This is a genomic window from Falsiroseomonas selenitidurans (assembly GCF_012103215.1).
GTDB classification, from domain to species: Bacteria; Pseudomonadota; Alphaproteobacteria; order Acetobacterales; family Acetobacteraceae; genus Falsiroseomonas; species Falsiroseomonas selenitidurans.
In genome coordinates this window covers 1-25489 of the sequence record NZ_JAAVNE010000044.1, presented here as the reverse complement: position 1 = coordinate 25489, position 25489 = coordinate 1, and the positions used below count along the sequence as shown (strand labels likewise).

The 25489-nt window shown below is 71.0% G+C and carries 22 protein-coding genes and 1 pseudogene; 9 read left to right on the top strand and 14 right to left on the bottom strand.

The features are described from left to right. Positions 1 to 17: 17 nt before the first annotated feature. The 10 genes from HEQ75_RS21260 to HEQ75_RS21215 all read right to left on the bottom strand — a co-directional run bounded on the left by HEQ75_RS21260 (position 18) and on the right by HEQ75_RS21215 (position 12828). A complete protein-coding gene (locus tag HEQ75_RS21260) occupies positions 18 to 1076 on the bottom strand; it encodes a glycosyl hydrolase family 8 (RefSeq protein WP_168034130.1) in 1059 nt (352 codons plus the stop codon). Positions 1077 to 1249: 173 nt separating this feature from the next. Further along, positions 1250 to 1720 carry a hypothetical protein gene (locus HEQ75_RS21255; RefSeq protein ID WP_168034129.1) on the bottom strand — a complete coding sequence of 157 codons (471 nt, stop codon included), beginning with the start codon at positions 1718 to 1720 and terminating at the stop codon, positions 1250 to 1252. Beyond that, a complete protein-coding gene (locus HEQ75_RS21250; RefSeq protein WP_168034128.1) occupies positions 1717 to 4011 on the bottom strand; it encodes a hypothetical protein in 2295 nt (764 codons plus the stop codon). Before HEQ75_RS21250 ends, HEQ75_RS21255 begins: the two co-directional genes overlap by 4 nt. Beyond that, positions 4008 to 4820 carry a hypothetical protein gene (locus tag HEQ75_RS21245; RefSeq protein WP_168034127.1) on the bottom strand — a complete coding sequence of 271 codons (813 nt, stop codon included), beginning with the start codon at positions 4818 to 4820 and terminating at the stop codon, positions 4008 to 4010. Before HEQ75_RS21245 ends, HEQ75_RS21250 begins: the two co-directional genes overlap by 4 nt. Further along, on the bottom strand, positions 4817 to 5371 hold the full coding sequence (locus HEQ75_RS21240; protein WP_168034126.1) for a hypothetical protein: 555 nt from the start codon (positions 5369 to 5371) through the stop codon (positions 4817 to 4819). Before HEQ75_RS21240 ends, HEQ75_RS21245 begins: the two co-directional genes overlap by 4 nt. Positions 5372 to 5434: 63 nt before the next feature. Continuing rightward, entirely contained in the window at positions 5435 to 5830 is a 396-nt protein-coding gene (locus tag HEQ75_RS21235) for a hypothetical protein (RefSeq protein WP_168034125.1), read from the bottom strand. Continuing rightward, entirely contained in the window at positions 5827 to 6450 is a 624-nt protein-coding gene (locus HEQ75_RS29095) for a peptidoglycan-binding domain-containing protein (protein ID WP_168034124.1), read from the bottom strand. Before HEQ75_RS29095 ends, HEQ75_RS21235 begins: the two co-directional genes overlap by 4 nt. Positions 6451 to 6608: 158 nt before the next feature. Next, a complete protein-coding gene (locus tag HEQ75_RS21225) occupies positions 6609 to 10664 on the bottom strand; it encodes a beta strand repeat-containing protein (protein ID WP_168034123.1) in 4056 nt (1351 codons plus the stop codon). A gap of 138 nt (positions 10665 to 10802) precedes the next feature. Then, a complete protein-coding gene (locus HEQ75_RS21220; protein ID WP_168034122.1) occupies positions 10803 to 12212 on the bottom strand; it encodes a CsgG/HfaB family protein in 1410 nt (469 codons plus the stop codon). Positions 12213 to 12231: 19 nt separating this feature from the next. Further along, on the bottom strand, positions 12232 to 12828 hold the full coding sequence (locus HEQ75_RS21215; RefSeq protein WP_168034121.1) for a hypothetical protein: 597 nt from the start codon (positions 12826 to 12828) through the stop codon (positions 12232 to 12234). A 322-nt stretch (positions 12829 to 13150) separates the two neighbouring features. Between HEQ75_RS21215 and HEQ75_RS28870 the strand changes: the two genes are divergently transcribed. Then, positions 13151 to 13276 carry a hypothetical protein gene (locus tag HEQ75_RS28870; protein ID WP_268887792.1) on the top strand — a complete coding sequence of 42 codons (126 nt, stop codon included), beginning with the start codon at positions 13151 to 13153 and terminating at the stop codon, positions 13274 to 13276. Positions 13277 to 13466: 190 nt separating this feature from the next. Next, positions 13467 to 14267, top strand: coding sequence for a hypothetical protein (locus tag HEQ75_RS21210; RefSeq protein ID WP_168034120.1), 801 nt, complete (start codon positions 13467 to 13469; stop codon positions 14265 to 14267). A 201-nt stretch (positions 14268 to 14468) separates the two neighbouring features. Here the strand turns inward: HEQ75_RS21210 and HEQ75_RS21205 are convergent, their stop codons facing one another. From HEQ75_RS21205 to HEQ75_RS21190, 4 genes are read right to left on the bottom strand one after another with little or no spacing between them, the layout of a single operon-like run. Beyond that, positions 14469 to 14699: a hypothetical protein gene (locus tag HEQ75_RS21205; RefSeq protein WP_168034119.1), complete on the bottom strand. Its 231-nt coding sequence runs from the start codon at positions 14697 to 14699 to the stop codon at positions 14469 to 14471. Next, positions 14699 to 15421, bottom strand: a complete 723-nt coding sequence (locus HEQ75_RS21200) for a response regulator transcription factor (protein WP_168034118.1) — start codon at positions 15419 to 15421, stop codon at positions 14699 to 14701. Before HEQ75_RS21200 ends, HEQ75_RS21205 begins: the two co-directional genes overlap by 1 nt. Next, the gene (locus HEQ75_RS21195) at positions 15421 to 17628 is read right to left on the bottom strand and encodes an ATP-binding protein (protein ID WP_168034117.1); all 2208 of its coding nucleotides are present in this window, start codon (positions 17626 to 17628) and stop codon (positions 15421 to 15423) included. The genes HEQ75_RS21200 and HEQ75_RS21195 overlap by 1 nt, the downstream gene beginning before the upstream one ends. Before the next feature lie 10 nt (positions 17629 to 17638). Next, positions 17639 to 18910 (bottom strand): response regulator, encoded by a 1272-nt coding sequence (locus HEQ75_RS21190; protein WP_235962030.1) that lies wholly within the window; start codon positions 18908 to 18910, stop codon positions 17639 to 17641. A 677-nt stretch (positions 18911 to 19587) separates the two neighbouring features. Here HEQ75_RS21190 and HEQ75_RS21185 point away from each other — a divergent pair. The 7 genes and pseudogenes from HEQ75_RS21185 to HEQ75_RS21155 form a co-directional block, all read left to right on the top strand. Further along, a complete protein-coding gene (locus HEQ75_RS21185) occupies positions 19588 to 19854 on the top strand; it encodes a hypothetical protein (RefSeq protein ID WP_168034115.1) in 267 nt (88 codons plus the stop codon). A gap of 221 nt (positions 19855 to 20075) precedes the next feature. Further along, positions 20076 to 20321, top strand: coding sequence for a hypothetical protein (locus tag HEQ75_RS21180; protein WP_209318697.1), 246 nt, complete (start codon positions 20076 to 20078; stop codon positions 20319 to 20321). A 3-nt stretch (positions 20322 to 20324) separates the two neighbouring features. Then, the gene (locus HEQ75_RS21175) at positions 20325 to 20588 is read left to right on the top strand and encodes a hypothetical protein (protein WP_168034114.1); all 264 of its coding nucleotides are present in this window, start codon (positions 20325 to 20327) and stop codon (positions 20586 to 20588) included. Beyond that, the gene (locus tag HEQ75_RS21170; RefSeq protein ID WP_168034113.1) at positions 20585 to 21232 is read left to right on the top strand and encodes a hypothetical protein; all 648 of its coding nucleotides are present in this window, start codon (positions 20585 to 20587) and stop codon (positions 21230 to 21232) included. The genes HEQ75_RS21175 and HEQ75_RS21170 overlap by 4 nt, the downstream gene beginning before the upstream one ends. Further along, positions 21213 to 23732 (top strand): topoisomerase, encoded by a 2520-nt coding sequence (locus HEQ75_RS21165; protein WP_168034112.1) that lies wholly within the window; start codon positions 21213 to 21215, stop codon positions 23730 to 23732. Before HEQ75_RS21170 ends, HEQ75_RS21165 begins: the two co-directional genes overlap by 20 nt. 332 nt (positions 23733 to 24064) lie before the next feature. Continuing rightward, positions 24065 to 24547, top strand: coding sequence for a terminase small subunit-like protein (locus HEQ75_RS21160; protein WP_168034111.1), 483 nt, complete (start codon positions 24065 to 24067; stop codon positions 24545 to 24547). Positions 24548 to 24747: 200 nt separating this feature from the next. Then, a pseudogene (locus HEQ75_RS21155) lies at positions 24748 to 25404 on the top strand (IS630 family transposase); the annotation flags it as partial. Between the last annotated feature and the right edge of the window lie 85 nt (positions 25405 to 25489).

Here is a 25489-nt window from a genome sequence, read left to right as displayed (position 1 = left end):
CGCGGCGCGTCAAGCGGCTAGGCGCCGGAAGGCGGCTGGGTGAGGTCGCGCCAGGCCTCGCGCGCCAGCAGCGCCAGCGCCGCGTCGTAGTAGCTGTGGGCGGACTGGGCGCTCGGCATGGCGGACAGCTCGCCCCAGCCGGCACGCTGCGCAAGCACCAGCCAGGCGATGGCCAGCGCGCCGGGACCGGCCGGATAGGGCGAGATTTCTTCGGTGCTGAGGCGTACCCAGGCGGGCACGTGCCGGTAGTCCGGGTTCGACCAAAAGCGGGCCGCGGCCTTCACAACCGGATGCGCCGCGCGCCCGCCCCAGACCAGGTTCAGCGGCACGCGGATGGCATCGTAGCCGAAGCGATCGCCGCGCCCGCGCACCGGCACCAGGGCGCCGCCCCGACGCTCCATCCGCAGCCAGTCGGGTGGCAGGCCGAAGCGGCCGAAGCGCGCCTCCGCGAGCAGCGCCTCCCCCTCCCGCGCCACCAGCGCCCAGGGCTGGTCCGGGAACGCCGCCGCCAGCGCGTCCAGCGCGACGAAGGCATAGTAGGAAGGGTTGACCTCGACATGGCCTGCGGCCTCGAAGCCCGCGGAGCCGGGCAGCAGCACGCAGCGCGGCCCCACCTGGCGCACGGCCTGGCGAAGCAGGTCCTCCGCCACGCGGCGCGCCAGCATGGCATAGCCATGCCCCGGCCAGCGCCGCTCCGCCGTCAGCAGCGCCAGGGCGTGATAGAGGTCGCCATCCGTCGCGTTGTTGAGGTCCCGCACGCCGCCGCCCGGCCCGGGGACGAAGCGCCAGGCCAGAAGCCGGTCGGAGCGCAGGCCGAGCCGCGCCAGGGTCCAGAGGTGGATGCGGCGGAAGGCTACCGCATCGCCATGCCGGGCGGCCAGCAGCATGCCCCATGCCTGGCCTTCGGAATGCGAGATGTCCTGGTTGGCGTTGTCGCGCACGCGGCCTTCCGGCGTGACGAAGCGCGCCTTGAAGTCCTCCCACGGCGCGGTGGCGCGAGCGGTTCGGGGCGGAACGATGCAGGCGGCGGCAAGGCCAAACGCAATGACGCGACGACGACTGAGGGGCGAATCCATGGCCGCAGTCTCGCGCCACGGCCCGGCCTGATCCTGCTGAGTCCTGTCGATCCGGGTTGAGAAGCGGGCGACCCCGCAGCCCGCCCGAAGCTGCAACGCGGAACGCGCGGCAGAGGATGCCGCGTGCCGTTTTCACTGCTCTTGCGAAGGTGCCGCGCCGCGGCGGCAGCGCCCTACCGGCCGCGCTGCGGCGGGGCCGGCGGCGGAGGCGGCGGCGACGGTGCAACGCCCTGGAGCTGGATGACCTGCATCGGTGCGACGCAGCTGATGGAGCCGATCGTGTTGGGGCCGTAGATCAGGTAGGGCCCCTGGCCCGCCGCCGCGGCGCTGATCGGCAGGTAGATGAAGCAGATGGCGCCATCCACCGGGTCTCGCCAGCGTTGCACCAGCGTGTCGCGCAGCGGGCCGCGGAACACGCGCTCCAGCACCATCGGCGTGAAGGTCTCCCAGCCACGCGGCGCGGCACCGGGTTGTGCCGGGGTGGCAGGGGCCGCCGGTGCGGGCTGGGTTGCCGGCGCGGGCGGCGCCGGCGCCGCGCCGTTGCGCTGCGCCAGGGCCGGCGCCCCGGCCAGTCCGGACAGCAGCGCGCCGAGCACTAGCGCGGGGCCGACGCCGGCCCGCGAGGGGGTGAGATGATGGGTCATGGCGTGGGGTTCTTTCGCTCGACGGCGGATGGGGCATCCGCGAAGGAGGCAAGGGGCCGTGCGACCAGGGCCTCGGCATCCGGCGCATTCGCCAGCCACCAGTTCCGCAGCCCGCCGAAGAAGCCAACCTCCCGCAGCAGCACCAGCGGCGCCTGGCCCGGTGGCACCGGCGGCAGGTCGTCGCTGCGCATCACCTCCACAACCCGGCGGGACAGCCACAGGCCTTCGCCGACATTCAGCGTGGAGGTCGGCACGCCGCCACGTTCCACCACCCGCTCCGGCCAGGCGGGCAGGCCCACGCCGGTGAAGGTGAAGCGCAGCGGCCGGTCGAGCAACGAGCTGCCGGCCATCAGGCCCGCGGCCACCGCCAACCGGACCAGGGTGCCGAAGCGCCAGCCCCGGCCGCGCAGGAGCGAGGGCAGCCGCCGCAGATCAGCCAGCAGCACCAGTACCGCCAGCAGCGGCAGGATGCCGCCGAGGAACCAAATCGGGTCGAGCAGCAGGGCGCTGCGCAACACCAACTCCGAGACCGCTTCCGGCACGCCGCCGGCCAGCGCGGCGCGGCCCACCATGGCCGCCTGATACAGCAGGCAGCTGCCGACCACGACGAAGCCGGCCGCCGTCAGGAAGCCGGCCTGCGCGATGGCCGCGGCAACCCGCCGCCGCACCCCGCGCGCCGGCTGCCCCGTCGTGGCTGGCTCCGCCCGCTCGAAGCCCGCATCGGGCGCCGGCACCAGCTCAGAGGAGGTCGAGGCCGGCGAAGCGGCCGTGGCCCGTGGTGGCGTCGGCACCTCCGCCGGCGCAGCGTCTGGCGCCGCCACCGGCAGGGGGTTCGGGGCTGCCACCGGCGCAGGATTAGCGGCAGCCGCCAGCAGGTACGGCGTGCTTGGTTCCGGCGGGGGGCTGGCAAGGCGCTGCATGGGCGCCGGCGCCGGCGGCGCGGCGACCGCGGGTGGCAGGGCGGCAGCCAGGCCGTGCCAGCGGCCCATCGGCTGCGCATCGGCCTGTGCCCAGGCGGCCAGCACCGCCTCCGCCTGGCCGGCATTGGCCACCGGCTCGGTCGCCGCGCCACGGACCAGCAGGCGTTCGCACAGCGTGATCACGCGGTCCGCCTGCTGCACCTCCTGCCCATCCTCGGCGAAGGCGGCGCTGCCGGCGCCGGCCAGGGCCGCGGCCTGGCCATCCGCCGTGGCCAGGTCGGGCACCGCGCCTTCCGCCAGCAGCGTCAGGGCGATGCGCCGCAACGCATGGCGCCGCCGTTCCACCCAGTACAGCTGTACCGCCGCCGGCGTCGCCGTGGCCGGATGCGGCGGCAGCGGCGCGGGCGGCACGGCGAAGGCCGCAAACCAGCGTTCCAGCTCGTCCACGTCATAGGACGGCAGCACCACCAGCCGGTCGCGGGTCAGCCAGCCGGCGCGCTGCGCCGTTGCCACCGCGCGGTGGGCACGGTCGGCGCGGCGCCAGCTCGCCAGCTGCGACGCCGCATGGCCCTGCACATCCGTGGCACCCTGGCGGGCGGCGGCGCGGAAGCGCGCCGCGGCGTCGGTGGGTTCCACCACCAGCCCGGCCTGCAGCAGGGCGCGGGAGCCGACCGCCTCCTCGAAGGCGAGCAGCGATTCGAGCCAGCCGAGGATGGTGCCGATGCTGCTCCGCAGCGGCGGCGTGGCGGGGGCCGCCGGCACCGGGATGAAGCGCCGCGCCTTGGCCTCCACCACGTTGCGCAGCAGCCCGGCCAGGTTGCCGACATGGCCGGACAGCGCTTCCTCGCGCAGCAGCAGGCGGCTTTCCAGACCTTCCTGCAACTCCCGCGTCAGCGCCTCCAGCAGCCGCAGGATCGCCACCTCCGGGAAGCGTTCCGCCTCCGGCAGGTCTTCCTGCGCGGTCGCCAGCATCTCGAAGGCCGCAGGCGTCAGCGGCGCGGCGGCGGCGGCGGCGCGGCGCAGGCCGGATTCGACCAGCAGCGGCCGCCACTGCGCCGCCCAGGACAGTAGCGCCAGAGGCGTCAGCGGCAGGCCGGGCTGCGGCGGGCGCGGCACCGGGGCGACATCGGCCGCCGCCAGCCGCGACAGGCTGGCCAGGATCCGCGCCTCATCCTCCGGCAGCAGCCGGTCGCCGCCGCGGCTCCAGTTCTCGCGCAGGCTGAGATAGGCCTTCAGCCGCTGCGCAGGGTCCGGGATGTGCAGGATCCGCTCGGCTTCCTCGCGGCTCAGCGCATCGAAGTCACGCTCCGAATCCCGCAGCAGGCGGCGCAGGTCGGCAAGGTCCAGCGTGATCGGGCCAGTGCTGCTCACGCCACGTTCTCCGCCGGCTTCAGGGGGGGAAAGATCGGGTCCAGCATGGCGGTGGCTTCCGCCAGGAAGGCGCGCAGCCGGCGCACGGCGCGGCGGGATTCGCTCTGCCCGTAGCCCTTGGCGGACCAGTAGGCGGCTTCACGCACCGCGGCATCCGCCAGGCGCTGCGACTCATCGACCACGGTCTGCAGCACCGGCGCGGTGCAGGCCTGCAGGCGCATCACGCCTTCCAGCCGGTGCGCGCGCACCATCGCCTGCACCGGCTCGCTGTCCGTGCCGATCTGGAAGCGCGGATTCTGCTCGTTGATCACCAGCCAGCGATGCGACCGCGGCACGGCCTGCTGCATGTACGACAGGCCGTGGTTCACGCTGCTCAGGCTGAAACGGTCGCCGCCGGTGATGCCCAGGAACCACAGCGTCTCGCCGCTGCCGAAGGGCCCCTCGGTGCCGACTTCCGCCAGGTAGGCGGCCAGCGCCTTGGTCAGGTTCGCGCCGAGGTCCACCACCACGGGCGCGTCAGCGCCGAGGATGATGTCCCCCAGCTCCTCCCACACCTCATAGAGCAGCGCCGGGTCGCGCTCGAGCTCCTCCGGCCCGTGGCTGGCGATGCGCAGGCTGCGCACCATGGCCTCGCCCAGAACCTCCCGCAGCCGCGGCTCGGCCTCCACCTCCACCACCACGGGGGTGATGCCGTGGCATTCGATGCGCGTCGCCACCAGCTCCGCGGTCATGGTCTTGCCGACGCCGCCACGGTCGGATCCGACCAGCACGACCTCCCCGGCCTTCAGCTTCATCACGCCGGCGGTCATGCCATATCTCCCATCGAATCCCGCCGCGGCCGGCGGTCACGCACCGCCAGGTCCAGCGGCGGCGGGTCTGCCAGCGCGGAGCGCCGGCGCTGCGCCAGGATCTCGCCCAGCGCCATCCCGGCCGGCGAGGCGGCCGGCGCCGGGCCGGCGCCGCCGGCAACCGCGGGCGCGGCGCGCGGCGCCGACTCCGCCACGGCGACGGGCGGCGGCGGCGCGGGGGCCGGGGCCGAAGCCGCCACGGCAGGACGCTCCAGGGACCGGCCAGCGACCAGCGGCTCGAACGCCACCACGCGGCCCCAGGCAGCGCGGCAATGCTCCACGCTCGGCGCCGCGCCGCGCGCATCGCCGATGCCGATGCGCCCCAGCGCCGCGGCCAGCGCGGCCCAGGAGGTACCGGCGGTCAGCAGCCCGCGCACCTGCACGCGGTGTTCCCACAGCCACAGGAAGACGGGCGCGATCGCCGCGCCACGTTCAAGCTCCGCCACCTCGATCTCGGCGACGAGCTGGGCGAACTGGCCGGTGGACATGGCCTGGTCCAGGGTATCGGTCATCGGCAGGATGCCTCGCGCACGCCCGGGCCGGCGGCGCGGCCGGCCCAGGGGCCGGCCTGCGGTTCACCAGGCATGGAAGGTGCCTCCGTTCAACACAGTGGGAATGGTCCAGTCGGGCGCGGCCGCGGGCATCACGGGCGGGATCCAGCTCCACACCCCGCCGAGTTGCGGTGCGACCGGCACCGGCAGGCTGTAGCGCAGCGCCTGGCCGCCGGCGGAGCCGGCGAAGGACCAGCTGAGGCTGACCGGCTCCACCCACAGCGCGCTGGCGGCCAGCGGCTGGCCGACCGGCCACCACCCCCAGGGAGCGCCAGACTGGCCGGTGGGGCCGGCGAAGCCGAAGGTCGGCGGCTGCCAGGCCAGGCCCTGTGCCTGCACCAGGCCAACCGGCGGCACGGCCAGGGCGCCGAGGCCGGCAAACAGGGCCAGCCGCGCCGCACGGGAGCCGAAGCGGCTCATCGCCCCACCATCAGCGCCATGATGGTGTCGGGGTCCGGCAGTTCCGTCACGTTCATGCGGCGGATCTGCTGGAAGCGCTTGATCGCGTCCCGCGTCGCGACGGTGAAGCGGCCATCCGGCGGGGTGGAGAGCAGGCCGAGCGCGCCGAGCCGCGCCTGGGCGCCGGCCAGGGTCTCGGCCCGCAGCGTCACGCGGTTGGTACCGACGGTCATCTCGACCCAGGGGGAATTGGTGGTGACGCGGATCGGGTTCATCCGCTCCAGCCCCCGCATCAGGGCGGCGTTGAATTGCAGCGCCGGCGCCTGCCGGCAGATCTGCAGCACCACGGCGGCGAAGGCGCCGGCGGAGTTGAAGGGCACCGCGTCGAACAGGTTCGGCGACAGCCGGTTCACCGTCGTCAGGGCGCCTTCCATCCAAGCGATGAAGCCCCGCAGGTCGGGCGTGTTGCCGTCGACGGCGCCGGCATATTGCTGGCAGGTGGAACTGCCGATGCCGCGGACCGAGTAATTGCCGGTGTTGTCGGCGGCCATGGCACGACCGGGCGCGGCCATTGCCAGGCAGCCCAGCGAGAAGGCCAGCGCCGCAATCCGCATCCGCCGGTGGTGAAGAACAGAGCGCACGCCGAAAACTCCCTGGAGCGGCCGCATCGGCCGAGGCCTGATGGCAGGAAGGGCGCACGCACGCGGTGCGCGCGCCCTGTCGCAGGAACCACCCGGCGGGGGGGCCGGGTGGATCGGTGGCACGGGCCGGCGGGGGGGTGCCGGCCCGTGCCGTTTCGTCAGCGCGCGCCGACCGTTGCGCGCAGCACGTTGCCCATGGCGCTGGCGCCGATGGTGTTGCCGGACAGCAGCGCGGTGGAGGCCGCGGAGGACCCACCGCCGCCCGTCAGGCTGACCGAGGCGCCGGACACGGAGGCGTTGAACGAGCTGTTGGTGTTGGCCTGGTAGCTCGCCGTCTGCGTGTAGGCGTTGGTCGTGAAAGGCGTGGACTGCGCGGAGCTCAGGCGGTTGCCCATGACCTCGGCATAGACGCGGTTGCCCTGCAGCGAGGAGGTGACACCGCTGGACGGCATGAGGACGGCCAGCTGCGCACCCGTGGTGGAGGCCGAAGCGCGCACCCCGTTCGAGGTCTGCACATTGCCCAGCAGGTAGTCGGCATTCTGCACGTTGAGCGGCGTCGCGCCCGTGCCGGTTGCCAGGCTCAGGCTGCCGGTGCCGGAGCTGGTGCCGACGGAGCCGGTGCGCGAAGCGACGAAGCTCTGCGTCGCATCGTTCACCATGGTGGAGGCACCGATGGTGTTGCCCGAGACCGCGGCCGTGGAGGTCGCCGCACCGGCAACCGGCGGCGCGATATTGATCGCGATCGTGGTGCTGGTGTTGCTGCTGCTCAGGCCGTTGGTCGCGCCCGTCTGCGTCACGTCCTGGCTGTTCATCACCCCGACGCCGCCGCCGAAGTAGTCGCCGCTGAGCGACTGGGTCGCCGCATTGGCCACCATCCGCGCATCGACGGTGTTGGACGCCACGGTGAGCGTGGAGCCGCTGACCGCACCCGTGCCGCCAAAGATGCCGGCCGAGGTGTTGCCGACGGACGCCGACCCGACGCGGCCATTGACCGTATCAAGCGCCACCGCCTGCTGCCCGGCCAGCCCGATGGTGGCACCGCTGAGCGACAGCACGGAGCCGGCGCCACCGGTGGCCGAGGCATCGACAACCGCACCCGTCCCAGCCGCGCTGAGGTCGGTGAGGGTCGCGCCGCTGGCCGACAGGCTGCCCTCGTTCATCACCGCGAAGGCACGCGCGGTGTTGCCGGAGACGGTGACCGCCGCCCCGGTCAGGTCGCCGGAGGTGCCGGTAACGGCATCCCAGGTCCCGGCCGCACGGCCCGTGCTCACGCCGAACACGCTCCCGGTGAGGGAGGCGGTGACGGTGGTGCTGGCCACGTCCTGCTGGCTGGCCGCCAGCTGGGTCGCGCTGCCCGCCGGGCGGAGATCCACCAGGCCGCCGCTGAACACATTGGCCGCCGCGACCGAGGTCGCCACGTTGCCGGACACCGAGGCGGTGCTGGCATCGAAGCCGCCGAGCGCGGTGAACTGCGCGTTCGCCGTCGTCGCCGTGATGCCGAGCGTGCTGGGCGCGCCGTCATCGGTCGGCTGCGTCCGCTGCACGTTCGAGACGACGTAGCTGCCCGCCGAGGAGGAGGCCGCGGTGCCCGCCGCCGCCGCGACGACGGAGGAGCTGAGCGTGGCCGAGGCACCCGCGGCGTTGCTGCCGCCGGCGATCAGTTCGAGCGCACCGGTGATGGTGGCGCTGCCCTGGTTACCGATGACCCGCGCGCTGGTGGTGTTGCCGGCGACGGTGACAGACCCGCCGTCGAACAGGCCGGCATTCGTCGTCGGCCCGGCATCGGTGCCCAGCGCAGAGACGGCGACCGTCGCGCTGCTCACGCTTGCCTGCAGGCTCGCGCCATCGACCGTCGGCGCGATGATCTGCGCCGTGCCGGCCAGGGCGCCGCCCGGGATGGTGGAGCCGGAGCCGCTGGCGAAGCTCATCCCGACGGTCGAGGCATTGCCGCCGACCGCGGCCGAGATCACGTTGCCTTCCAGCGCGGTGGTCGTGCCGGCCGCGGCCGTGAACGGCCCGGCCGCCGCGCCCTGGGTCAGCGCCGCGGAGATCGTGGTGTTGCTGGTGCTCGCCTCGCCGAGGATGAGGGCGGCCGAGCCCACGGTCGTGTCGGTGGTGCCGATCCGCTGCGCCGAGACCGCCGCGAAGCGGGTCGCGCCGTAGCTGACGTCCAGGTTCTCCGGCGCGGTGGCGGTGGTGGAGCGCACATTCACGCCGAGGCCCGTCGTGGCGGCCAGGGTGGTGCCGTCCGCCGCCAGGTTGGTCAGCTGCGTGGTGGCCGCGTTGACCTGGGCCGTCGAGCCAACCGTGTTGGTGGAGACATCCAGGCTGCCGCCGGTCACCACCGCCGCGGCGGTGTCGCGGTACAGGGAGACGCCGATGCCGGCGCCGCTGTTGTTGGCCTGGACGGTGGTGTTCACCGCTTCCTGCAGGTTCAGCCCAGCCACGGTGGCCTGGTCACCCAGCAGCATTCCGCCATTGCCCACCACGGTGGTGGCGGTGCTGCCGGTGGCCGCCGCGGTCAGCTGGCTGTCGGCGATCGACAGCGTGCTGTTCGACGTCGTCGTCACCGTCGTCGCGGTGGCGCCGCCGATGCTCACCGTCGCGTCACGCAGCGTGCCGACGATGGAGAGCGGCGCAGTGTCGGCACCACGGTTGCGCTGCACGTTCACCGCGGCATAGTCCGCCGCAACCGACAAGCTGTTGTAGGAGGGCGAGATGCCGGAGGAATCGGCGGTCACCGCGCTGTAGCCGGTGGTGGTCAGCGTGTTGCTGCCCGCGAGGGGATCGCCGGCCGCGACGCTCTCCGTGTACCGGGTCCGCTCCTCAGCCAGCACGACGCCGGTCGAGACCGCGCCCGTGCCGGCACCGCTGCCCGAATTGGCGTGCACCGTCGTCGCCACGCTCAGCGTGTTGGTGGCGGTGTTGCCGGTGGCCGTCGCGCCGATTGCATTGGCGTCGAGCGTCAGGGTGGAGGCGGAGGTCGTGCCGCCCAGCGTGGCGGTCACCGAACCCGTCTCGGTCAGCGCGCTGATCCCGGCGGCACCTGCGCCGCCAGCGGCGGAGGAGGAGTTCAGCTGCCCGTTGAGCACGCCGAGGCCACCGGCCACGGTCGGCGCGCCGCCCGTCACGGCAAGGCCCGTGGCGGCGGTGTTGCCGGTGGCGGCGGAGAGGATGCTGTTGCCTGCCATGCCGAGCGAGCCGCCCGAGGCACCGCCCGAGAGGGTGGCGGCGACGGAGCCGATATCCGTGATGGCCTGGATGGTCGCGCCGGTCGTGAGGCCGGTGTTCTGCTGGGCGGTCGAAGCCACGACCACGCCGGTCAGGTCGATCTCGCGGCCCGCGGCGTAGGAGTTGTCAGTGTAGGCCGGGATGGTGACGTTGGCGCTGCCGCCGTCATGATATTCGCCGACCAGCGCACCCGCCGTCGTGCCGGACGCATCGACGCCGAAAGCGGTGGCAGAGGTGCCGGTGCCGCCCGCGACGCCGGTGGCAGACGCGGTGACGGCCGGGGCGCGATAGGCGTCAAAGTCCACCGTGTTGGTGCGCTGACGCACCGTCTCGGCGCCGATGACGATCTGCGTGCCGCCCGTCGGCGTCGCCACGCCCGCGCCCGGCGTGTCGCCGCCGACGAGGGTGTTGGCCTGGTTGCCGGCCGCGGTGCTGCCGATGGTGTTGCCCGACAGCGTCGCGGTGCTGTTCAGGGCGCCGGCGAAGGTCGCGGCGACCGTCGCGCCGAGCGTGTCGGACACGCCGGTCGTGCTGACGCCGATGCCGGCCAGGATGTTCGGGCCGCTGTTGCTCTGGAACACGGTGCCGGCCGCGGAGCCGCCGCCGGACGCGTCCATGGCGGACAGGTCGACGAAGGTGCTCAGCCCGGTCGCGGGGCCGGAGACGTTGCCCGACACGGCGGCCGCGATGGTGTTGCTGGTCAGCGTGTTGGTGGCCGACACGGCGCCGGTGCCCGGCGTCGTGGTCACGCCGCTGCCGCCGGTGATCACCGCGGTCGCGGACAGCGCGCTGTTGATCTGACTGGCGAGGTTGCCGATGGCGGCGCCGCCGGCCGTATTCGGCGCGGTGACGGAACCCGGGGCGGTCGTGAAGTCGTAGCTCACCAGCTGGGCGGCGGCCGGCGTCGCGAACAGCGCGGCGGCGGAGGCACTGGCCAGCAGGAACGACCTCGTCGGACGTCTTGTCTTCGCGGAACTGCTCAAGAAACTCTCCTGTCTAGTTGGATCGCGCGGAGTCTTCCGCACGATGAGGGAACCCGCGCCTCAAGCGAGGCGGGGTGTTTCCGCGGCACCGTCTCCGTGCAGCGCCGCTGTCACACCGGCTGGCCCGAACGGGTCGGGCTAGCCGAGGATGTTCACCCGTCCACCCGGTGCCGGGCTGTTGCCGTCCAGCAGGTGGGGCGGGATGACGGGTGCGGCCGGAACCGGCGGCGGCGACGGCACCTGCGTGCCGGCACCGCCCGGGCCGTACAGCGAGGCCGGCGCGCCGGGCTGCTGTGCCGGGCCTTCCAGCCAGCTCGGGATGGGCGGCCGGCTGGCCGAATCCGGACGGCTGTAGCCGGGGCCTGGCGCCACGGGCCGCGATTGCAGCGGCGCCACAGCAGGCTGCACCGGCTGCTGCTGCAGCACCGGCGGCACCAGCGGAGCCGGCGGCTCGGCCGGGGCTTCGGGCGCCCGGGCGGGCGCATTGGCCTCGGTCGGCGGGATGCAGCGCAGCGAGGGCGGCGTTCCTTCCGTGACGCAGCGGGAGGCATGCGGCGGCGGCGCCGGCTGCGGACGGGGGCGCGCGGCCGGGCGGGGTCGCGGCGGCGGCGGCGGGGCTGGCGGCGCGACCACCACCGGCGCCGGCTCAGGCTCCGGCGGCGGCGGGAATTGCGGCGGCACATAGGCGCGGCTGACCAGCCCGGCCTGCACCGCCTGGTCAAGGCAGCCTTCCAGCGGGGCGCGGGTGACGTGGGAGACCAGTTCCAACACGCCGAGTTCCAACGCCACGCGCACCGCCAGCTGCACCGGCTCAAGGTTGCGCGTGCCGATGCTCACGTCGAAAAGCCGGTCACCGAAGAAGCGGAAGACGTCGGCGTCGATCTCGTGGCCGATGACCTGCTTCTGCAGCGAAACGGTGTGCGCCACCACCAGGCTGCGCGTATCGACGATGCGCAGATCCGCCGCGATGCTCATCACAAAGGACCGCGCCCGCGGCCCCACGCCGTTCACCCGCGCGCTGACGCCGCCGGACTGGATGGACCAGTTCACCTCCGTGATGCCGCCGACGATGTAGTACTGCGACTGCAGGATGGAGCCGCCCATGTAGGGCACCCACGGCACCTGCCGCGTGCGGTTGCCTTCCGGGATGTTGTAGGCACGGCCATCGCCCAGCTGGCGGCGGTCCGTGTAGATCAGCTCCAGCTCGCCCACGCGCGGGTCGAAGCGTTCATGGATACGGATGCCGCGGCCGAGCTTGCCCAGCGCCGACATCACCATCAGCGAGCCGCCCTGGGTGATGGTTGCACCTTCGTTGATGCTGGACTTGCCGGTAAAGTCGCGCACCTCGCCGACGCCGATGGCGATCGGCGCCGGCCGCTCCGCCAGGCGATCGGCGTAGCAGGTAAAGGCCGTATCCAGCGGCGTGCCGTTGCCACCCACGGCCGGCCCCTGCAACAGCGGCGCGCCTTCCGGCGTCTGCCGCCGCATGGTCTGCTCCGCGCAGGCACCGAGGGACAGCGCGACGGCCACCAGCAGCGTACCGCGCATCAGAGGACCACGCACCGGATCAGCGCCCCGCACAGGCGGTGCTGCCGGCGACACTTGCGGTCTGCGGGCTGTTGGTGTTGGTCTGCGCGGAGTTCAGCGCCTGGCTCAGCACGCCACCGGAGGATTGCAGGTTCGCTGCATCAAGCGTCGACATCGTGCCGCTGACCGTCGCGCTCTGCGGGCTCGAGGTATTGCCCTGCGTCGAGTTCAGCGGCGCCACCGCGCCACCCGTCGGCCAGCCCTGGGACGCCAGGCTACTGCCCGTCGCCTGCGCCAGAATGCTTGGCGTGTTGCCGATGGTGGGGGAGGAGGAATAGCCGCTGGCGCTGGAGGTGCCGGTGTTGCCCGCCGCGGTGGCGGAGACCGAGCAGTTCACCTGGTCGCCGGCGACGTACGTGTTGTAGGTGTTGTTGTAGTAGCTGTTGTAGCCACCGGCATTGCGCCGCATCAGCAGGTCCAGCTGCTGCAGGGACAGCGTGCGCTCGCCCACGCCGCGAAACTGCCAAGCGTAGTTGCCGCCGATCTCGTTTGCCAGCACTGGGGCGGTGGGCGCAAGGCCGATCACCAGGCCCAGCACCAGCCCGACCTGCGGCAGCCGCCCGAACGTCCGGGGCATTGGCTGAACCATTTCCGCTGCGATGCTGCGGCACCAACCCTTCGGCATGACGGCCCGATCCCCCGTTTCAACAGTCGCTATCTCAACGCTTTCGGACGATAAGGAAACGGAATGATGTGTTGAGTTCTGTGGATCCTTGAATACCAACGTCGCTCTTTGGTTATTCCGTGCGGATCCGGCCATTCGCCGCTTGCTGCATAGCGGGGCGCTTTATAGCTGAGGGGCCCAAGAGGGTGGCTGTCGCCCTTCAGCGACACGGCCGTTCCATGTCCCGGAGCGCGCCGGGTCGGAGCAGATCGCTGCCAAGAACCGAGGACGCATTATGCAAGTTGTCTACGGGGTTGTTCTGGCCGCCGTGTTCATCCCTGCCCTTCTCGCGGCGTTCGTCGTCCTGGCCATTTGGTATGACGCGTTGCGGATCGAGCGCATTGAATGGGACCCCTATTGATATTCCGCGCGATATTTTGTCGGTGATTTCGCGCCTAATATCATTTCGCCCTTTTAATCCGGGATTTCCAGGAATGTTGCCACGGCTCGAACCCTTTCCCGAATCTGGCGCTGTTATTTCCGTTATCATCCTGTCATGCGGCGGGCTGTCACGGCTGCGCGCCAGCCTTGCCGACGTCGCCGCGCAATCCATGGCTCCGGCGGAGGTGCTGGTGGCGCTGGGCGCGGGCGAGGCGGCGGAGGCCGCGGCATTGGCGCGCGCCACCCTGCCCGCCGGTACCGAGGTCAGCATCTTGCCCGCCGATGGCCTGTCCCCCGATGGCCTCGCTGGCGCCTGGTCCACCGCGGCGCGGCTGGCGGATGGCTGCCGCGGCAGCGCGATCGCCGTGCTGACGGAATCGGAGCGCTGGGCGCCCGGCTTTCTGGCGGCGGTCCATGCGCGTTTCCGCGCACGGGACCAGGCGGGCATCGCCGCCGTCGCGGTAGAGGCCGACCCCGCCTGTGTCGGCCCACACGACCTGGAGCTGGAGGCTGTGCTGCAGGACGCGGCGCCGCGCTGCCATGCCTTTGTCTACCGGCGGGACGCGCTGGAACAGGTTGGCGGCTGGGATATCGCTCCGATGGGCGCGGCGCGGTGGGACCTGCACCTGCGCCTGCTGATGGAATGGCGCATCGCCCTGCTGCCAGCGCCGCTCGCCACGCGCCAGGCCGGTCCGCCCGGCATCGCGGCGGCGGAACAGGCGGCCTACCGTTCCACCCAGCAGCGCCGGCTGTTGCGGCAGGCGCCCTCCCAGCTCGGCCTGCTGCTCACCATCGCGCAGGGCCAGGCCGCGGCGCGGCAGCGGGAAGCCGCGCTGGAGGCGCGGATTGCGACGCTGTCGGCGCAGGTGGAGGTGTTGGCGGCCCTGGCAAGGGCGGGGCGTGTGCCGGAAGGCCGCGGCCTGCTGGACTGGCTGCGCACTTCGCTGCGCTCCGCCACACGCTGGGCCTGATACCAGATCCTGGTGATCGTGACCGGTTGGAGCGATAGCTCCAACCGCCTCATTCGTGCCGCAGGCAGGCCCGGGGCGCGACGGCGCCGGCACCCGCCGGTTTGGCGACGCGCCACTGGGCGCGGCTGGCCGTTCGGCCGCCTCGCTCGCCCGCCGCCGGAGGGCGCAGCTTGGGATCGATGTGGCCCTGTATTACAGGCTTCAGCCGGCGCCATCCTCCCGGCGGGCACGGCGATGGGCGGCGAGGAGCGCCTGCATTTGCTCCAGCGCCGCCATCGCCGCATCCAGCCGCTGGGCGGCGGCGCCGACCTCGCCGCGTTCCGCCACGATGCGGGCGATTTCTACGGCCAGCACCGCCGTCGCCAACGGCTGCGCCAGTTCGTGCAGCAGGCGCGAAACCGGCTCCTTGTCCCGCCGCTTTCGATCCGCCATCAGGCTTCCGCCGCCGCCTGGCCGAAGCCGGTGAAGACGTAGCCGGCGAGGCGCACCGAATTGATCACCTGGTGGCCGTCCTTGGTGCCGATCTTCATGCGCAGCTTCATCACCACCGTGTCCACCGCCCGGTCGCCCGGCCAGTAGGATCGCTTGAAGACCTGGTCGCTGATGGCCTTGCGGCTGACCGGCTGGCCAAGCTGGTCCCACAGCAGCGCCAGGGTCTCGTACTCCGAACCCGTCAGGCCGCAGGCGGTGCCGTCGGGGCGGATGAGGTCGCGCCGCGCGGCGGCCAGGGTCCAGCCGCCCTGGCGGCGGTCACGCATCGGCGTGGCTGGTTTCGCGGCGGAGGCGTTGCGGCGCAGCACCGCGCGGATCCGCGCCAGCAATTCACGCGGCGGCGCGGATTTCTCGACCTCGTCGTCGGCCCCCACCTCCAGGTTCAGGATCCGGTCGAGCGTCTCGGAAAGCCCGGTTACGATGATGCAGGGCACGCTGCTGTGCTGGCGCAGGCGGAGCAGGATCTCGGTGCCCCGCACCTCCCCCAGCCGCTGGTCGAGCAGCACGATATCGGGCGGCGATCGCCGCACCTGCTCCTCGAAGGCCTCGGGCTCCTGCGTCACCTGCACGGTGCAGCCCTGGAACTCCAGGTATTCGGCGATCTGGCGCCCATAGGCCGGGTCGTCGTCCAGCAGCAGCACGCGCGGCGCTGCGACGCCCATCACGGTGCCGGCACCGCGGCGCGCGGCGGCCCTGCCGCCCAGGCGTCCTCGAAGGCGTCCCCACCGGCGACCTCGACAACGTTCTCACCGGCGTTCTCGATGGCGACCGCGCCGGTCGCGGCCTGGTTGAGCCGGATGATGACCACGGCGCCGCCTTCCGGGTGGTTCTCGATGGCGATGCTGCCGCCGAAGCCGCGGATGGTGCCATAGGCGATGGCGAGGCCCAGCCCGGTGCCGTAGCCGACCGGCTTTGTGGTGAAGAAGGGCTCGAACAGCCGGCCCGCATGTTCGGGCGCCAGGCCGTGCCCGTGGTCGCGCACCGTCAGCACCAGTTGGCTGGCCGCCGCATCCGGGCGGGCAGCGATGGCGATGCTGCGCAGGTCGGGCGGGGTAGCAGCCATGGCGTCGCGCGCATTGACCAGCAGGTTCACCATCACCTGTTCCAGCGGCACCAGCTGTCCGCAGACCGGCGGCAGCGCCTCCGGCAGGTCCGTCGTCACGCCGATGCCGGCGGCCTTCAGCATCCCGGTGCCGATCTTCAGCGCGCCGCTTACCACATCCTGCAACCCAACTACGCCTTCCTTGCTTTCGCCCATGCGGCCGAAGACCTGGAAGTGGTCGATCACCTCCCGCATCCGCATCGCCTGCCGGGCGATGTCGTCCAGCCGGCCGCGCGCGGAGTCGAGGTCGCCGGCGGCGGCGCGGTCGATCTCGAAGGCGGCCACGTCCGCGGCCAGGGTGATGGAGGCGGAGGGCTGGTTCAGCTCATGCGCCAGGCCCGTCGCCATCTCACCCAATGTGGCCAGCTTGGCGGTGGCGAAGGCCTGCGCCTTCAGCTGCCGCTCGCTGGTGATGTCGATGATGAGTCCCACCACCTCGGCATGGTCGCCGCCATCCGTGAAGCGCACCACGCGGCAATGGTCGCGCACCCAGACCCAGGGGCCGGCGGCGGAGCGGATGCGGTATTCGGCCACGGCATCGGAAAGCCGGAACACCCGGCGCAGGAATTCCGCCCGGCTCTCGGTCTCGCCGGGCGCCATCAGCCCGGCATAGAAATCCTGCGACTCGAAGGCTGTGAGCGGCCAGCCGGAGACCTGCACGATGCCGGAGCTCAGGTGTCGGCGGCGATATTCACCGGTGGCGCTTATCTGGCCGCGATAGGCGGCGCCCGGCAGCGCCTCCAGCAGCGTTCGCACCTCCTGCGCCGCGCCGTGCAGCCGGGCGACTTCCGCCCTTTCCCGCAGCCGCCCAAACCAGGAGATGCCCAGCAGCCCGGCCGCGCCGAGGCCGGTCAGCACCGCCAGCAACACCAGGAGCAGCAGCCGGCGGAATGCCACCGCGGCCTCGGCGATCGGCGTCTCGTCCAGTTCGAAGACGACGACCAGCGGCCAGTCCGGAATGCGTTGCCAGGCGCAGAGCCGCGCGCCGCCTTCCGGGCCTTGCGCCACCCGCCCCGACCCGCTCGGCCGCGTGGCGAAGGAGCCGACCGCGGCCGCGTTGAAGCTGCGGCCCATGAAGGCCACGGGCTCGTCGCTGCGGGTCAGGATGATGCCGTCCTGGCGCAACAGCGTCGCCACCGCGCCAGGGGCGAAGTCCAGGTTCTCCAGGTCCGCCCCCAGGTCCAGCGGATCGATCGAGACCACGACCACGCCGAGGAAGCCGCCGGTCTCGTCCAGCAGCGGCCGGGTGACCTGCACGCTCCAGCGGCCGCTGGCGCGGCCGACCAGCGGGCTGCTGACATAGGGATCGCGCCAGCCATCGCGATGGACGCGGAAATGGGTGCGGTCCGCTAGGTCCATGGACCGGGCGCCGCGCTCGACGCCCGGCACGGTGCTCCAGATCAGCATGCCGTCGGCGTCGATGATGGCCACCTGCAGCACGCCGAAGCGGCCTTCGCGGGCCAGCTTCACCAGATAGCTCTCGATCGCCGAGGGTTCGGCCAACGGCTCGGCGCGCAGGTCCAGCCGCACGTAGCGGGCCATGGCGTGCAGGCTGGCCACCGCTTCCAGCGAGCGTTCCAGCCGCTGCCGCACGGCCTGCACGGCGGCTTCCGTCACGCGCAAGGCGGCGCGTTCGCCGGCGGCGCGGGAAGTTTCGACCGCGCGATCCACGACCCACAGGCCGACCAGCCCGCAGGCGAGCAGCAGCACGAGCAGCAGGGCCTGGGGGCGGATGCTCCGGGTGCGGTGCACTGCGACAAAGGGCATCAACGGCGCCTCACAGCGGCAGCGACAGGCGCAGGGCCATGGTGCCCGCGCCGCCGTTCCAGGATGTCAGCCGGCCATCATGCTGTTCCGCCAGGTGCCGGGCGATGGCGAAGCGCAGCCCTTCCTGGGTGCGGGACCAGACGGTGTCGGGTTCGGGAAAGGCGATCCCCGGCGGCGGCGCCTGCCCCGGTGCCGGGCCGGGAAAGACCGACACGGTCAGCACCGCCCAGCCACCCAGCGGGGCGCCTGCACCAGCCTCGCTGCCAGCTTCGCCGCCAGTCTCGGCGCCAGGGGCGGCCGCCAGCGCCGCGCGGTCCAGGCGCACGCCGATCTGCGAATCGCGCGGCGCCCATTCCATCGCGGCCCCCAGACACAAGGCCACCGCGCGCCGCAGCCTGGCGCGGTCGCCGGTGCAGGACAGCGGCTCCAGCGGCCCGGCCTCCAACCGCAGGGATCGGGCGGCAGCCTCAGGTTGCAGCAACGCCGCCTGCTGCGCCACCAGCGCCGCCAGCGGCACGTTTTCCTGCCGCGGCGAGGCCACCGGGCGTTCCACCTGGTGCAGTTCCTCCACCAGTTCCACCGCTTCCCGCGCCTGGCTAACGCCGTTGCGCAGCAAGGCGAGGTATTCCGCTTCCTGCTGCTGCTGCGCCGGCATGCCGAGCAGTTCGGCACCGCCGGAGATCGCCACCAGCGGCGTGCGCAGGGCGTGGGAGATGGCGTGCATGTCCCGCTCCAGCTTCCACGTCAGGCCGGGCGGCGCGGGCGCCTTGGCCAGCCTCAGCGACGCCGCCTCCATCTCCGCGGCCAGGCGGCTGCGTTCCGCTTCCAGCGCCCGCAGGCGCAGCGATTGCGCCTTCAGCGCCCGGCCCTGCGCCCGGCGGCGCTGCGCGCGGTCCAGCCCCGCGGTCAGGGCGCGCATCGCCTCCGCCAGGCGGAACGGCTTGCGCAGGAAATCCGACACGCGGCTGCGCATGGCCGCGGCGGCATCGTCCAGCGTGGCGTGGCCGGTCATGACGATGATCTCGATCGCCTGGTCCTCCTCGCGGGACCCAGTGATGGCCTGCGCCAGGGAAAGGCCATCCTGGTTTGGCATGCGAATGTCGGTGATGACCACGGCGACGCGCGGGTCGTCGTGAAGGATCTGAAGGGCGGCCGCCGCCGAGCCTGCCCCCAAGGCACACAGGCCGAGGAGAGAGAGACCTTGGACGAGATGATGCGTGACCTGCGGTTCGTCATCGACGACGAGCACACACAGGACTTCACCCGCAGTATCTGTTTGCATCGTTTCCCATGCCGGCTTCTCGCGCCATTCCCCTTAACGTGCACCGACCGGGGGGGGAACACCAGTGACCGGAAAACACATAAGTCGACATTAAAACACAAAATTAGAGAATTCACAGATTGTGCCTCTTGTCGGCACGTCCCAGGGTTGAGCGGCAGCGGTCGCCACCACTTGGGTGCCGCCGAGATTGCCGTTGCGCCGAAGGTAGTAATTGCACCTTGTCCTCCGCTCGCACCTGCGAAGACCGCCTGCCGTGCCGCCCATCCTTGCCCGCATCGACCTTGAAAGCTGGCTGATCAGCCGCCTGCCTGACCCAAGCTGGCGGCGCCTCGGGCGTACAGGTGCTGAACGGTGAGTGCGTCGGTGAACGGCAGGCGGGTGCCGCTGTGCTTGGAGCTGGCGAATGCGCCGGCCGACCAATTGCCAAGGCGTGATCCGCCAACAACAGCACCCGCTGCGCCTCGACACGTTTCGGTAGGCGGGGTGCCAAGTCGGGGGCCTTGATGGTTTTGCCCCCGCCGGTGGCCAAGCCGTTCAGCGTGTGCGGCACCCAGGCGGCAAGGGAGGCTTCCATGCCGGGCACTGCTTCCACCTTGACGTGGCACGCGCCGCGGGTCCAGCCGCGGCAAGGGGGGGGCAGGTCACGTGGCACGTGGTGGGTGGCCTGCTCGCATGTTGTGACGGCCCGCCACCCGCGCTTCCATGTCCACTTCACGCCAACCTCGGCCTCCTGGATCAACGCCGTCGAGGGCCTGTTCGCCACCCTGACCAAGCGGCGGCTGAAGCGCGGCGTCTTCCGCTCCGTCATCGAGCTGAACCAAGCCATCCGCGCCTACCTCGCCGCGCACAACGCCGACCCAAAGCCATTCCGCTGGACCGCGCCCGCCGACACCATCATCGGCAAGCACCAACGCGGGAAACGTCTGCTGGAATCACTCCACTAGCCACCATCGGGCGCAAAAACCTAAACGGGCTCCTCAAGGGGGATTGCCGGGATCGATTCGCGACCGCTGCGATTCGGCAAATAAAGAAGTAGAGTAATGTCAAATAACGCAGGATCGCTCATTTACGAAGGCGACCTGTTTAGTTTTACAATCCCGCTTTTTTTATGGACCTTCCAGTCATCCCCCGGAGATCCCCGGGACTCTGGAAGGAACCCGCCCGCATGCTGTCAGCTTCATCGACACAACCTTCGATCAAACCTGCCGAGGCCCGCGCCGGCTTCACCATCTCTGGCGCCGTGGCATGGAGCGGCCTAAGCCGCAGCGCGCTCTACCGCGAGGCGGGTGCCGGCCGCCTGCTGTTCCGCAAATGCGGCCGTACTACCATCGTCGACGGCGCCTCGCTGGCGGCGCTGGTGGCCAGCTTGCCGGCGGCAAGCATCGGCGCTGAGCGCAGTAGGGGCGTTTAGAATATGGAAAGCCCCACGCCCGGCAACAACACCGGAACGCGGGGCGGGGTATCGGCCTGGCAGCACGATCCTCGCCTTTTTAGCGTTCCTCGCCTTCCCAATCCACTGCTTCCGGCATTCACCGCCGGCAGGCTGCGCGCACTTCTGACCGCGGCCGCCGACGCGCGCCGCCATGGCGATCACGGTGCCGCCGACCTGCTGGAACACGACGCCCTGCTGGCGGTTCGGGTGACGGCCCGCCAGCAGCCGTGGGGGGCGATGGCATGACCGCCTCCCACGACATCCCGACCGTCAATTGGTTGCTTGCCGAGCGCATGACCGAATTGGCGCAAAAGCTTGCTGGGGAGCCGACCAGCCGCAGCCGCGATGAATGGCGCTTCCGCAGCAAGGGTAGCCTTGCCGTGATCGTGGCCGGGCCGAAGCGCGGTTCGTGGCATGACTACGAAGCTGGGACCAGCGGCGATCCCTTGGGGCTGGTGGCGCATCTGCTGCGCAACCCCAAGCGGGACGCCTATGCCTGGGCGCTGGCATTTCTGGGCGATGCGTGGGCACCGATGCCGCCGGCGCCGTCCACCCAGCCTGTGGCGCCCTCCAAGGCCGCGCCCGCGGCATCCGCCGGGGCTGACCCTATCCTGCCCTTGTCGGCACGCATTCACATCGCTGCACCACAGATTTCAATGCAAGCACCCGATTGCGTGCGTGCCAGCACGCCTTGCCTCCCGGTCAAGATCGTCAAGGCAAGGGCTCGCGTCTTGCTGGTCTATCATGCTCAGGAGTTCTCGCCCGCGCTCCGCGCCTTTTTGGTCTCTCTGCTGACCATACGAACGCCCCTCGGCCCGGTCGCGACGCGGAACCTGGAAGCTATGTGGCAGCGCGCGGCGGAGCGGCTGAATGGTGAGCCGCATGCTTGATGGCATTGCCCTGGACTTTGCTTCCATGATTGGCCCCGTCGCGCGCCGTCTGCTGGGGGAGCCTAACGACGCCCTGTCCAGTGAAGTGGAACTGCGGTTCGGTCGGAATGGCAGCCTGTCTGTGAAGCTCGCCGGCGACGGCGCCGGGACCTGGTTCGACCATGAAGGGCGGCAGGGCGGTGGCGTGCTTGACCTGGTGCGGCGCGAAACGCGTCTGGTCGACCGTGAGGCCATTGAGTGGCTTCAGCGCGAAGTCGGTCCCGAGATCAAGACGCAGGCCTCAAGGGGCACCTCTGCGACTGTGAGGAAGTCGTCCCTCGGCCGGATCGTGGCGACCTACGACTATCATGACGCCAGCGGCGCCCATGCCTTCCAGGTGGTGCGCTACGAGCCGAAGACCTTCCGGCAGCGCAGGGACGACGGCGCTGGCGGGTGGACTTGGAGCGTCAAGGGCACCCACCTGGTGCCCTACCGCCTGCCCGAGTTGCTGGCCGCGCCGCCGCAGGCGCGCGTCTTCATCGTGGAAGGTGAGAAGGACGTCGATGCCCTTCGAGCCCTGGGCCTCTATGCGACCTGCAATGCGGGCGGTGCCGGGAAGTGGCGCCAGGAGTACGCTGATTACTTCCGTGGCAGCGCGGTCGTGGTGCTGCCCGACAACGACCCGCAAGCGAAGGACGCGAGAGGCATCCCGCTTCATCATCCGGACGGTCGGCCGGTGCTTCCGGGCCAGGATCACGCTGCCGACGTTGCACGCAGCCTCGCCGGTACCGCGGCATCGGTTCGCATCCTCGCCCTGCCGGACCTGCCCACGAAGGGCGATGTCTCCGACTGGCTGGCTGCCGGCGGCACGGCTGATGCGCTGCTGCGCTTGGCAGAAAGCGCGCCGACCGTGGAAGCGCCGGCGGCCGCGCAGAAGCAGGCACGCCGGAAGGCGTCGAGCGTGCGGGCGGAGTCAGACCCCGGTGCGCCCGACCTTATCCGGCTCCGTGGCGGTCACCTGCACGAGGAAGCCACGGCCGGCGAAGCGGCCATCATCGCGGCGGGCCGGCCGATCTACCAGCGCGGCATCGGCTTGGTCCGACCGGCACTGCAGGTTGTCCCGGCGGCACATGGCCGCACGACCAACTCGGCATGCCTGGTCGCAATCACGGCGCATGGCATGATCGACCAGCTTTGCAGCGTGGCGACCTGGGAGAGGTTCGACGCCCGCTCCGACGACTGGGTGCAGGTCAATCCGCCCATGTCGGTGGCACAAACGATCTTGTCCCGCATGGGCGAATGGCAGTTCCAGCGCATCGCGGGCGTCATCACCACGCCGACCCTGCGGCCGGACGGGAGCATCCTCGCTGAACCCGGCTACGACGAAGCCACCCGCCTCTTCCACATGGCCGACCCCAATCTTCGCCTTCACCCCGCCACCAAGGCCCCGACCCGATCCCATGCGGAAAAGGCGCTGGTGCTGCTGTCCCGGCTGCTGACCGAGTTCCCGTTCGTGGATAACGTCAGCCGCGCTGTCGCGCTGTCGGGCCTCATCACGCCAGTGGTGCGCGGCGCGCTGTCGGTTGCGCCGCTGCACGCGTTCAAGGCCTACACGGCCGGCACCGGGAAGTCTTATCTCGCGGATGTCGCTAGCGCGATCAGCACCGGCAGGCCTTGCCCCGTCGCTTCCGCGGCGCCGGACGAAGCAGAGACGGAGAAGCGGATCGCCGGCCTGTTGCTGGCCGGCTTCCCGATTTGCAGCCTCGATAACGTCAATGGCGAACTCGGCGGCGATCTGCTGTGCCAGGCGATCGAACGCCCCTTGGTCCGACTCAGGCCGCTGGGCCGCTCCGATATCGTGGAAGTCGAAAGCCGCGCAACGCTCTTCGCGACCGGCAACAATCTCCGCGTCCGCGGCGACATGGTCCGCCGCACCGTCGTTTGCAGCCTGGACGCCGGCGTTGAGCGGCCGGAGCTGCGCGAGTTCAAGGCCGAACCCGTCGTCACGGTGCTGGCCGATCGCAACCTCTACGTCTCCGCCTGCATTATCATCGTGCGGGCATACGAAGCCGCAGGACAGCCGGGGCGCCTGAAGCCGATCGCGTCCTTCGGAGATTGGTCGGACCGGGTTCGCTCCGCCCTGGTTTGGCTGGGCTGCGAAGACCCGGCGAAGTCCATGGAGGAGGCGCGGGAGGATGACCCGGAGCTTACCGATCTGCGCGAGGTGACGGGGCTTTGGCACGAGGCGATCGGCGCAGACGCAATGACCATCCGCGAGATTTCGCAGATGATTGAGCGCCGTGAAGAAACCCGGATAGGCGAACCGACCGACTACCGGTTTCCCGATCTCCGCGAGGCCCTGCTGCGCCTGTTCGGCGAGCGCGGCGAGGTGAACGGGCGGCGCCTTGGCAAATGGCTGCTGGCGCGGGAGGGCCGGATCGTGGCCGGCCTCCGCATCAAGCGCGGCCTCGCAGACGGACATGAGAAGGTTCAGCGGTGGAGGGTCGAGAGTTGCTCCTGACCTATTCTGCGGGGTTTGCGGGGTTTGGCGGGCTTGTTTCAGCCCCAACGCGCGAACTGTCAGTTTCTGATTGCGTCTCTCTACATGAGACAGCGGTGCGTGGTGACAGTTTGCATAGGGTGGCTGAAACCAACCCCGCAGACCCCGCAAACCCCGCAAATCACCCTCTCGGGTCGCTGAAGCAGGACCTTCCGCACCTGTCGCCACACGCGCTGGCCGTCCGCGCGCGCATGGCGACGGGTGCGACGTTTCACGCTCGCGCCTTCTCCCTGCGGCACCGGGCGCGCGCCGCCTCCCGCGGGCTGTCACCTGCGGCGCTAGGATCAAACACCATGAGCAGGAAGACCCCGACCACCACCATGGCGAAGCCGCTTGCCAAGCTGACTGGCCGCCCCAGCGCCTATTCGCGTGAGCTTGTTGCCATGATCTGTCGCCGTATGGCCGAGGGCGAAACGCTGACCGCCATCTGTCGTGCGCCGGGCATGCCGGCACACAGCACCGTTCGTCTCTGGGCCATCGAGGACCGCGATGGCTTTTCGGCGCTCTACGCGCGCGCGCGCGAAGCCCAGGCGCACGCCATCGCGGAGGGTGCGCTGGACGGCGCTCAGCGAGCAACTGACGCCGCCCTTGGCCGGCTGGAGTTCGATGCGCGACGGTGGTTCGCTGCGAAGATGCTGCCGAGGAGCTATGGGGAGAAGGCGGAGCCACAGGGTGAAGCCGTCGTAAACCCCATCGTGGTCCTGATACAGCAGATGCAGGCCCGCGCGCTGCCGGTGGTGCCGTGCCCACTCATCGAGGTGGACCAAGATGATTGAACGGCCAAGCGCCTTGATTGCGTTGCGGGCTTCCTCCAGATAGTTAACCGCTCCTCTGGCGTCGCTGGATACTCCCAGCCTTCCCTTGCTGGACAGGTGGAAACGATACCAGGGGGGCTACCGTTCACCACCAGCCATCTCTAGTGGTTTGATCGATGTTGATGATTCCCATGCTGGCCTGGACCTGCGAGTCTGGGCGCATGAGGGAAGGCGTTGAGGTCCGGCTTCGTCCGGGCGACCGGGAGCGGCTCGAAGGTGTGGTCGGCGACCGCAAGAGCCCGCAGCACCACGTCTGGCGGGCGCGGATCGTGCTGATGACGGCGGACGGCGCGGGGACGATGGCGATCCGGGCGGCCACGGGGAAAGGCAAGCCGACGATCTGGCGCTGGCAGGCGCGGTACATGCAGGACGGTGCCGACGGCCTGTTCCGTGACGCCCCGCGAGGCCGCGCCTTCGCCGCCGCCTCGCCCGACCAGATCGCCGCGGTGGTCGAGCGCACGCTGCACGAGGAGCCACCCGCGGCGACGCACTGGACGTTGCGCTCGATGGCCAAGGCGAGCGGCCTGGCGCCGTCCACCATCCATCGCATCTGGCGCGAGCACGGCCTGAAGCCGCACCGGGTCGAGACCTTCAAGCTCTCGAACGATCCGAAGTTCGTCGAGAAGGTCCGCGACATCGTCGGCCTCTACGTCAATCCGCCTGAACACGCCCTGGTGCTGTCCGTGGACGAGAAGAGCCAGATCCAGGCGCTCGACCGCACCCAGCCGGGGCTGCCGATGAAGCGTGGCCGGGGCGCGACCATGACGCACGACTACAAGCGCCATGGCACGACGACGCTGTTTGGCCTGCTGCCGGTTTGGTGGACACCTGGATAAGGTTTTCACCCAATCGGAGGCCCTTGCATGGGACGAAGGACATTCAGCCGCGAGTTCAAGCTCGAGG

Bases quoted from the DNA above. Each gene is read 5' to 3' on its own strand.
- HEQ75_RS21260 (WP_168034130.1), bottom strand. From the start codon at position 1,076: ATGGATTCGCCCCTCAGTCGTCGTCGCGTCATTGCGTTTGGCCTTGCC.
- HEQ75_RS21255 (WP_168034129.1), bottom strand. From the start codon at position 1,720: ATGACCCATCATCTCACCCCCTCGCGGGCCGGCGTCGGCCCCGCGCTA.
- HEQ75_RS21245 (WP_168034127.1), bottom strand. From the start codon at position 4,820: ATGACCGCCGGCGTGATGAAGCTGAAGGCCGGGGAGGTCGTGCTGGTC.
- HEQ75_RS21240 (WP_168034126.1), bottom strand. From the start codon at position 5,371: ATGACCGATACCCTGGACCAGGCCATGTCCACCGGCCAGTTCGCCCAG.
- HEQ75_RS21235 (WP_168034125.1), bottom strand. From the start codon at position 5,830: ATGAGCCGCTTCGGCTCCCGTGCGGCGCGGCTGGCCCTGTTTGCCGGC.
- HEQ75_RS21220 (WP_168034122.1), bottom strand. From the start codon at position 12,212: ATGCGCGGTACGCTGCTGGTGGCCGTCGCGCTGTCCCTCGGTGCCTGC.
- HEQ75_RS21215 (WP_168034121.1), bottom strand. From the start codon at position 12,828: ATGCCCCGGACGTTCGGGCGGCTGCCGCAGGTCGGGCTGGTGCTGGGC.
- HEQ75_RS28870 (WP_268887792.1), top strand. From the start codon at position 13,151: ATGCAAGTTGTCTACGGGGTTGTTCTGGCCGCCGTGTTCATCCCTGCC.
- HEQ75_RS21210 (WP_168034120.1), top strand. From the start codon at position 13,467: ATGGCTCCGGCGGAGGTGCTGGTGGCGCTGGGCGCGGGCGAGGCGGCG.
- HEQ75_RS21205 (WP_168034119.1), bottom strand. From the start codon at position 14,699: ATGGCGGATCGAAAGCGGCGGGACAAGGAGCCGGTTTCGCGCCTGCTG.
- HEQ75_RS21200 (WP_168034118.1), bottom strand. From the start codon at position 15,421: ATGGGCGTCGCAGCGCCGCGCGTGCTGCTGCTGGACGACGACCCGGCC.
- HEQ75_RS21195 (WP_168034117.1), bottom strand. From the start codon at position 17,628: ATGCCCTTTGTCGCAGTGCACCGCACCCGGAGCATCCGCCCCCAGGCC.
- HEQ75_RS21190 (WP_235962030.1), bottom strand. From the start codon at position 18,910: ATGCAAACAGATACTGCGGGTGAAGTCCTGTGTGTGCTCGTCGTCGAT.
- HEQ75_RS21180 (WP_209318697.1), top strand. From the start codon at position 20,076: ATGCTGTCAGCTTCATCGACACAACCTTCGATCAAACCTGCCGAGGCC.
- HEQ75_RS21175 (WP_168034114.1), top strand. From the start codon at position 20,325: ATGGAAAGCCCCACGCCCGGCAACAACACCGGAACGCGGGGCGGGGTA.
- HEQ75_RS21170 (WP_168034113.1), top strand. From the start codon at position 20,585: ATGACCGCCTCCCACGACATCCCGACCGTCAATTGGTTGCTTGCCGAG.
- HEQ75_RS21165 (WP_168034112.1), top strand. From the start codon at position 21,213: ATGGTGAGCCGCATGCTTGATGGCATTGCCCTGGACTTTGCTTCCATG.
- HEQ75_RS21160 (WP_168034111.1), top strand. From the start codon at position 24,065: ATGAGCAGGAAGACCCCGACCACCACCATGGCGAAGCCGCTTGCCAAG.